General features: G+C 47.7%; 7 protein-coding genes. All 7 read left to right on the plus strand.

Annotated elements, in window-relative coordinates; all coding sequences use genetic code 11:
- Positions 1 to 2,017, plus strand: a 2,017-nt coding sequence (locus VIP81_RS33095; RefSeq protein ID WP_331972432.1) for a hypothetical protein, incomplete at its 5' end; no start/stop codon positions are given.
- A gap of 29 nt (positions 2,018 to 2,046) precedes the next feature.
- Positions 2,047 to 4,725 (plus strand): hypothetical protein, encoded by a 2,679-nt coding sequence (locus tag VIP81_RS33100; protein WP_331972435.1) that lies wholly within the window; start codon positions 2,047 to 2,049, stop codon positions 4,723 to 4,725.
- Between the two features lie 85 nt (positions 4,726 to 4,810).
- Positions 4,811 to 5,263: an SRPBCC domain-containing protein gene (locus VIP81_RS33105; protein ID WP_331972438.1), complete on the plus strand. Its 453-nt coding sequence runs from the start codon at positions 4,811 to 4,813 to the stop codon at positions 5,261 to 5,263.
- The gene (locus VIP81_RS33110; protein ID WP_331972441.1) at positions 5,244 to 5,567 is read left to right on the plus strand and encodes a metalloregulator ArsR/SmtB family transcription factor; all 324 of its coding nucleotides are present in this window, start codon (positions 5,244 to 5,246) and stop codon (positions 5,565 to 5,567) included. The genes VIP81_RS33105 and VIP81_RS33110 overlap by 20 nt, the downstream gene beginning before the upstream one ends.
- Positions 5,568 to 5,582: 15 nt before the next feature.
- Positions 5,583 to 5,954, plus strand: coding sequence for a nuclear transport factor 2 family protein (locus VIP81_RS33115; protein ID WP_331972444.1), 372 nt, complete (start codon positions 5,583 to 5,585; stop codon positions 5,952 to 5,954).
- Positions 5,955 to 6,183: 229 nt separating this feature from the next.
- Positions 6,184 to 7,992, plus strand: coding sequence for a type VI secretion system Vgr family protein (locus tag VIP81_RS33120; protein ID WP_331972447.1), 1,809 nt, complete (start codon positions 6,184 to 6,186; stop codon positions 7,990 to 7,992).
- Positions 7,992 to 8,485 (plus strand): hypothetical protein (locus VIP81_RS33125; RefSeq protein ID WP_331972450.1); only part of this gene is annotated, 494 nt, incomplete at its 3' end. The genes VIP81_RS33120 and VIP81_RS33125, both read left to right, overlap by 1 nt.

Genomic DNA, 8,485 nt, shown 5'->3' on the forward strand with positions numbered 1-8,485 from the left:
CGCCGGTGACTGGATACCGATGGACCAGGTAGATAACATGCCCGCCGTTCATAACTTCCATCACATGCTGGTGGTGAACCGGGATCTGACTTCCTATTACTATTATCCCGGCGGCCTGTATCCATGGCAGCAAGGACATCCTGTTACCACACTAACCGTTGACGGGCAAGCATATCCCGCCACAGAAACCCGCTGTTTTCCTTATAAAGCACTTCGCCGCAATCCATATTGTAATGGCATATCCGTAGAAACAGATACCCGGATGATCAATGAAGCGAGAAATGTGATGTGCCGTATTGTGGCCACCAATACTACGATAGTCCCGCGCCGTACCACGCTTACCTTACGGGTGCCTGGTCAGCTGCTGCCAGACGGCATCGGCGTTTCCAACAGCACCCAACGAAAGGGCGTAACATCGGTCGTACGTCCATCCCGCAAACCGGATGCGGTATTCACAGAAAAGGATACAGTGGTTTGGCGTTGGGTAACGCAGCTGCCCAAAGGTGGCAGCATGCGCATTGAATTCGCGGCAGGTGATGAAGTGTCCACGCAAATGGCGCAAACAGATGCCCTGGTAAGCAAATGGGCCGGCAGCTTTAACGCTTACTTCGATGATTGTAAAAAAGTATGGGAAACACGTTGGACCGATGCTTTTACACCGGGCAACAACCATTTTTCAGGACATCTCCCTGTTTTAAAAAGCACTGATGCAGCACTGATCCGCAACTACTACGTAGGTGCGTGGACGATGTTAGCACTGGAGCGCACACAGTTTCCGGTGCATCCCCGCTCGTTTATTACCAGCGGTGAGCGGGAAGACGGCACCCAATATTACTGGGATGCCTCTATGCAGGCTACCGCATGGGCACTGCTGGAACCGGCAGGCATGAAGGCCACGCTGCGCCGCTGGCTGGTACAGAATCCACGTACCGGCAATGCCAGCGGATATGCACTTGACCTACGACAGACAAGCGGCTTTGATACGAAGCATTATGATAACATAGGCGGTTATGCCTTCGACGCCTGCACTATTTTTAAAACCATCGATGAATACCTCCGCGTTACGAACGATCGTACCTTTCTGAACGATCAACTGGAAAATGGTAAAAGCGTGATCGAAACAATGGATAGTCTGGCTACCAACTGGGAAACCCTGCCCAAAGGCCATGATGGCCTGGCTAACTATGGCGAGAATAACAACCTGCTGGAATGTGCACCTGCTTATATCCACTGCGTGCCCTCCTGCAATGCACAGAACGTATGGATGATGCGGGAAACGGCGAAATGGTATGTGTTACACGGTAATAAGGAACGGGCCAATGAACTGCAGACAAAAGCTGCCGCCCTGCTGCCCAAAGTACTGTCGCTTTACAAACCCGGCGATGGCGTATGGAATGCGTGGCAACTAAATGGACATCGGGTGGAGCTGCGGCATTGTGTAGACTTTATCTATGCAGGCAATGCATTGAAACAGGACCTGTCGTTAACACAAAAATCCGAAATGATTTCCTTTGTCAAACAGGAACTCCTGACCCGTGACTGGATGCGTGCTATGAGCCAGAAAGATTCGGCAGCCGCACATTCCGACCGGCCCGATCATGGCCCCATGGGCGCCTATGACGGCTGGATTCCACTCACCGTTAACACCATGTGGCAACTCGGCGATCCGGCCGGCGCCTACGCATTTTATTGTCGTACAGCGGTAGTGACCAGTGAAGGTCCTTTTGCACAGGCACGTGAATTTTTTGGTCCGAACCGCAATGCATATGATGCGCCGGTACGCATTGCCATGAGACAAGGTTGCATGAAAGAATGTATCAGTGGTGTGGCCTTCAGCGATGTGGTGATCAGTACTTTCTTTGGCTTTCACCCGGAAGCAGGTGATGCAACCGTTCGCAATTCTTCCACCCCACGCCCCTTTTCCGGAGAGCTGCATCATGTTCATTTTGCAGGCAAAGAATGGACGATGAAAGCAGGCGTAAATGGTAGTAGCGTACAACCGGAATTAAAAAAATAACAGTAAACAATGAAAAAGAAGGCATTACTATGAAAAAAATTCACTCACTGCTTTTAATTATTTTCCTGTTCGTGTCGGGGGCGTTTGCGCAACAGCCATCAACAAACAATACCGGCATCTCCAAAGTAACAGATGTATGGCTGGTATTTAAAACTCACTTCGACTTAGGCTTTACCGATTTACCGGAAAATGTTTTTGCACGATACCGTGGAGAAATGATGGATAAGGCATTAACGGTGATAGAAAAGAATGCCACGCTACCGAAAGATCAGCGCTTTGCATGGACAGTGCCCGGATGGCCCCTGTATGCGCAGATATTAGGTCCGTTGCAAACGCCGGAGCGCCGGCAGCGGATAGAAAAAGCAGTCCGGGAAGGCGCTATCGTGCCACATGCACTTCCTTTTACAATGCATACCGAGTCGCTCGATTACGAAGACCTGGTTCGTGGATTAACATACGCGTCGAAGATTGCCCGTGCCTATGGGCAACCAATACCCATTGGTGCTAAAATGACCGACGTTCCTTCGCATTCCTGGGTACTGCCTACCCTGCTGAGCCATGCCGGTATAAAGTTCCTGCAATTGGGCTGTAATCCTGCCAGTCAGTATCCCCGCTTCCCGCCTCTTTTCTGGTGGGAAGGTGCAGATGGCGCTAAAGTTTTATGTCAATATACCCCGGAGTATGGCTCTGATATTAAACCTCCTGCCAACTGGCCTTCAAAGAACTATCTGGCCATGATTATGACCGGCGACAACCACGGCCCGCCCAATCAGCAAGAAGTGCAGGATATTGTTGCGCAAACAAAAAGAGATCTGCCCGGCGTAAAAATACATTTTGGTACACTCGATGATTTCGCCAAAGCAATATTGGCCGAACATCCCGATTTACCTACCGTTAAAGGAGATACCCCGGATTCCTGGATTCATGGTTTGCAATCCAACCCGGTGGAAACGAAGATGGCTAGAAACATCCGTCCGCTGACTTCCGCGCTGGATGCCCTGAACACCCAGATGAACCATTGGGGCATACCAACGCCCTCTATGGCAGATAAGCTGGCAAAAGCTTATGAACAAAGCCTGTTGTATGCAGAACATACCTGGGGTATGAATGCGGAATATGGTCCCCGTTACAGCTACGGTGACGACTGGAAAAAATGGATGGCCGAAGCGGAAGCAGAACCACTGCCTGAAAACGGCGATTATTCGAAACTAAAAAATAGTGACGCCCACAACACCAGTCAGGGAAGCAAAAGAAAATGGCTGAAATCCTATGAGGAAAAGCGGCAGTATATCCGCAACACCAACGACATTGTTAGCAACGGACTACAAACACACCTGGACCTGCTGGCAAAATCTGTAAACGTTGCCGGGAAACGTTTGGTAGTGTACAATCCGCTGCCATGGAAGCGTTCAGGCATCGTTGAAAATCCCTGGAAGAAAGGAACTTCTTTCTATGTAAAAGAAATTGCGGCAGGTGGTTATGTTACTTATACAGAAAATGATGTAAAAGAACCCGCTACCAGCAGCGATGATCATGCGGCATTTAGTACGCCTCATTTCAAGATAGTGTTTGACTTAACACGGGGCGGCATCGCGTCTTTAATAGAAACAAAAACAGGCCGTGAGTTAGTGGATACATCTACCAAATATGTGATCGGACAGTTTTTGCACGAACGGTTCAGCACCAATGAAGTGGACAAATGGTTTAATACCTATAGCCGGATAAAAGAAGGCTGGGGCTTAAATGATTTGGGCAAACCCGGTATGATCGGTGCCGACAAGGCGCCATACCTGGCCTTTACGCCTGATCACTGGAACCTTACGGTGACGCATTCCGCGATAGCAGATATTGCCACGTTGACCACGGAACAAACAAATGGCCTGGCCCAAAAATATACTTTGGTATTTACCTTTCCCCGAAATGCTGCTTATGTAGATGTGGAATGGCTGGTAGCCGCTAAAACAGCGGACAAGCAACCAGAGGGCGGGTGGCTTTGTTTTCCTTTTGCCGTTACGAAACCTCATTTTACCGTTGGGCGTTTGGGTGGTCCCATAGATCCAAAAACAGATATTATCAGCGGCAGCAACAAGTACCTGATGGCGGTGCATTCAGGGGTGTCCGTTACACAGGCTAATCAATCCGGTATGGCGCTAACGCCTGTAGATGCACCTTTGATTGCTTTGGGAGAACCGGGATTATGGAAATTTTCATTGCAACACACACCGGAAATTCCTACTGTATTTGTAAACCTTTACAATAACATGTGGAATACAAATTTCCCGCTATGGCAAGAAGGCTCCTGGAGCGAACGTGTTCGTATCTGGCCGGTGGCGCCGCATACACCCACCGTTCCGGATCTTATCCAAACATCCTGGGAAGCACGGGTGCCTTTATTAACCGGTGTAGCGGATGGTGATGCAGGAACCTTACCAACAAAAAACACGGGCGTATCCACTTCAAGAAGCGGTATACTGGTCACGGCTTACGGCGAAAATCCTGATGGAGAAGGCACTATCCTTCGTTTGTGGGAACAAGCGGGTATTTCCGGCAACTGTACCGTTAGTTTCCCTGGAAAGCACCCTGCTAAAGCAGTACAGCCCATTGATTTACGGGGCAATCCGATTGGGAACCGGATTAAAGTAAGCAACAATGCGTTTACCGTCAATTTAAAAAAATATGCGCCGGCCTCCTTCCTGTTAATTTTTTAGGGAGATAAAATAATCCTCTTTCAAAAAAATATTTGCGTAACTCAAAAGTTACCTATACCTTTAGGTAACTTAAAAGTTACGCATTATGTCAAAAAGTATCCGACACCAATTTCACTTCCCTCACCCACCTGAGGTAGTATGGGAATATCTTACAGACCCTGAGCTGATGGCACTCTGGCTGATGAAAAATGATTTTCAGCCTACAGTGGGACATGACTTCCAGTTCAGGACCAACCCTTATCCACCGCTCAACTTCGATGGCATTGTTTATTGCAAAGTATTGGAGATTGTTCCATTCAAAAAGCTCTCCTACTCATGGAATAGCGGCCCCGGAAATGGAGAAATCACGGTGGAGTCTGTAGTCGTATGGAAGCTGGAACCAAAAGAAAAAGGCACAGAGCTGTTCCTCGATCACAGCGGATTCTCCGAAATCGAAAACCTCAACCTCTACAACGCACTGATGGATGGATGGCTGAAAAATATGCATAAGATCGCTGAACTTATTAAAGCTGCAACACATGACACCAGCAACACTTGATGTATTTCAGGTAATCGCCGATCCAAGCAGGCGGCAAATGCTGGTGTTGCTCTCGAAGGATAGTTTAACCATCAACGCCCTCGCAGAGAACTTCGACATGAGCCGTCCTGCTGTGTCAAAGCACATTAAAATATTGCACGCTGCCGGATTCATTTCTATCAGAGACATTGGCCGGGAAAGGTATTGCACCCTGAAACAGGACGGATTCAAAGATTTGCAGGAATGGATTTCCTTCTTCGATAAATTCTGGATATCGAAACTGCAAAAATTAGAAATGCTGTTAAATAAAAAAATGTCTGACTAATAAATAAAAAATTTTATGACAACGAAAATATTGACAACGCAGGAAGTGGCCGCGCGATTCGACGAACTGGCCCGGGAAGAAAAATGGTTTGAAATTCAGGACGAATTTTTTGCAGATGATGTAAGAAGTATTGATCCTGCCAACTCCCCTTACTTCGGATATGCAGAAGGTAAGGCGGCCGTTCGCCAAAAAGGCGAGAACTGGGTAAAGAAAATTACTGAACTTCATGGCCTGTCTACCACCCAGCCCGTGATTGCCGGCAATCACTTTTCAGTGGGCCGCACCATGGACTTTACCGTGGAAGGTTTTGGCAGAATACAAATTGATGAGATCATGTTGTATGAAGTGAAAAATGGCCAGATTGTATTAGAACAATTTTTTTATTAATATTCCGTAGCAAAAAAGTGATGGTGCCCCCGAAGTGATTTCCCCTTTGGCGGCACCATCACTTTCCCTTTCCCATAAGCAGCCCCCATTTTAAACCGGATTCCTACCCAAATAAATATTTACGCGTTTTTCAGAAATAACCACAGAATTCCCTTAATTTAGAAAGACATTTTAACCATGATTAATTGTAACGCTACCCAAACCCAGGCGTGACATTAAATTTTAAACTATGTCTTTATATACCCGATCCTCCTTTTCCATTGGGGACCATCATTTCACGTCATTCCATTCCCTGCAGTTATCACAAACCATCTATGGACATCATCGCTTCCGGATATTGATTGGCTACGACTGGCTCGATAAATTGGGACAGGGTATGTTTAGTGCTGCCAGGAATTTCCTGGGCAAGGAAATCAGCATCAGTATTACGCCCATGGATACTTTCGGGGTATATAAGCCCGTTATTTTTAATGGCCTGGTGACCAGTGTAAACACCGGGAAAGAAAATGACGGCACGCATGGTTTCTGTGTAATTGCCGGTGGCAGTCCTACCATCCTGCTGGACGATGACCCACACATCACCACCTTTGAACAACAACCTTTACAGAGCATCGTTACCCAATCCTTAAAAGGTACCAGTCCATATACACAAACGGCCGTGACACCAAATCATGAAGAAAATATCAAATATACCGTCCAGTACAAGGAAACCACCCAGCAGTTTATTACCCGGATGGCCGCCCGGTACGGTGAATGGTATTTTTACGACGGGCAGAAAATCATCTTTGGAAAGTATACGCCGCAGAAAGTATCCCTGACGCATCAGCAGGACCTGATGGACTTTGATATTGCCCTGGAAGTAAAGTCCAATAACACGCGGTATTCCGGTTATGAATACCGGCAGAATATAGTGGTGGAGAACAGCACCGGCGCTCAACCGGCTTCCAATATGAACGTATATGTTTCTCATCTCAAAGAAGTAAGTGAAAAATTATACCGCAAGCCTTCCCTTTTCAAGCCCAACTACGGCTTTAGCGGCAACGCCAAATCCCAGGTAGACGACCTGACTTCCCTGCAGCAACGGGGACGGCTATCTGAAATGGTAGTGCTAAGCGGTAGCAGCAGCAATACTTCACTGAAAATAGGCGACATCGTTTCCATCAATGAAAATGCAGCAGGGAATGTTCATCATGGCGAATTCCTGGTGACCGGCCTGGAGCACCATTGTACAGAAAACGGCGATTATCACAACACATTTACCGCCATTCCCGCTGATACGGCTATGCCACAGGTAGACCTGGTGGCGCTGAGTGGTTGTGAACCGCAAAGCGCCACGGTGACCGACAATGCAGACCCGAAGGGATTAGGCCGCATCAGGGTCCGGTTTCGCTGGCAACAGCAGGGGGCTACGCCCTGGCTCCGGATGATAGCCCCCCATGGCGGAGGCAACAAAGGCTTCTACTTTATACCGGAAGTAAATGAAGAGGTATGGGTCGCTTTTGAAGATGGTAATCCGGAAGCACCTTATGTGTTGGGCACCACGTATAACGGTGACGCCAAAACGGAGTTTGGCGACGACCAGAATAATATCAAAGCCATACGCACCCGAAGCGGACATACCATCATGCTGGATGATACCAGCAACGGTGAAAGTATCACCATTACAGACAAAAACGGCAACATCATTACGCTGGATACCAGCGGCAAACACATACATATTACTGCCCCGGAAAACCTTAACCTCACGGCAAAAAATATCCATATTTCCGCTAAAGAAAATATCACGATGGATGCAGGTAAAAATGTAGTGACAGATGCTGTTGACAACATCCGCGCTACCGCCGGAGAAGAATATGCCATGAAAGCCACTAATATCAGCGGCGAAGCCGGAGATGGTATTTCCTTCTTTGCACAGGAAGATTATAAACAAACCTCCGGCACCATGCAGCTGTTGTCGCTCCTGGGCGATATGAAAATCATTGGCAGCGGTACTACTGTATTACAAGGCAATAAGAAGGTCAAAATCAGCAGAGGATAATGCAGCGCATTTTAACCATTCCCCGTAACCTGCTGATAACAGGCACGGTCCAAAAACTTTTTCAGCTTCGTACTACTACGTATACCCGTATCCGTGATACGGCTGTAGAAAATGCTTTTCAGCGGCACCTGCATGTTAGCTGGGAAGATCTGCCCCATGGGCGGCAGCTGATTACCTGCCAGGTACTAAAAGAAAGCATGGCCTTAGATGATTCCTCTTCTCACCTGGAATATATTATTAAGGCCATCAGCGCAGTTACCCATACCGTTGAATTTTATGTTGATGAAAAACAACGGGTGACCGGTATCGCCAATATGCCAGCCATACAAGCGGCCTGGATGGAAACAAAAGCCCGCCTTTGGGCCGATTATAAAGGGATGGAGATTCAGCTGCTGACGGAAGGTTATGATAACCGCTTCCGACACGAAAAAGCGTTGCTGGACGATCTGTTGCAATACAATTTGTATGGTTTGTTTCTGAACCAGGTCAACAG

Origin of the sequence: Chitinophaga sp. (genome assembly GCF_036566945.1) — a bacterium.
In the GTDB taxonomy this organism is placed as follows: domain Bacteria; phylum Bacteroidota; class Bacteroidia; order Chitinophagales; family Chitinophagaceae; genus Chitinophaga.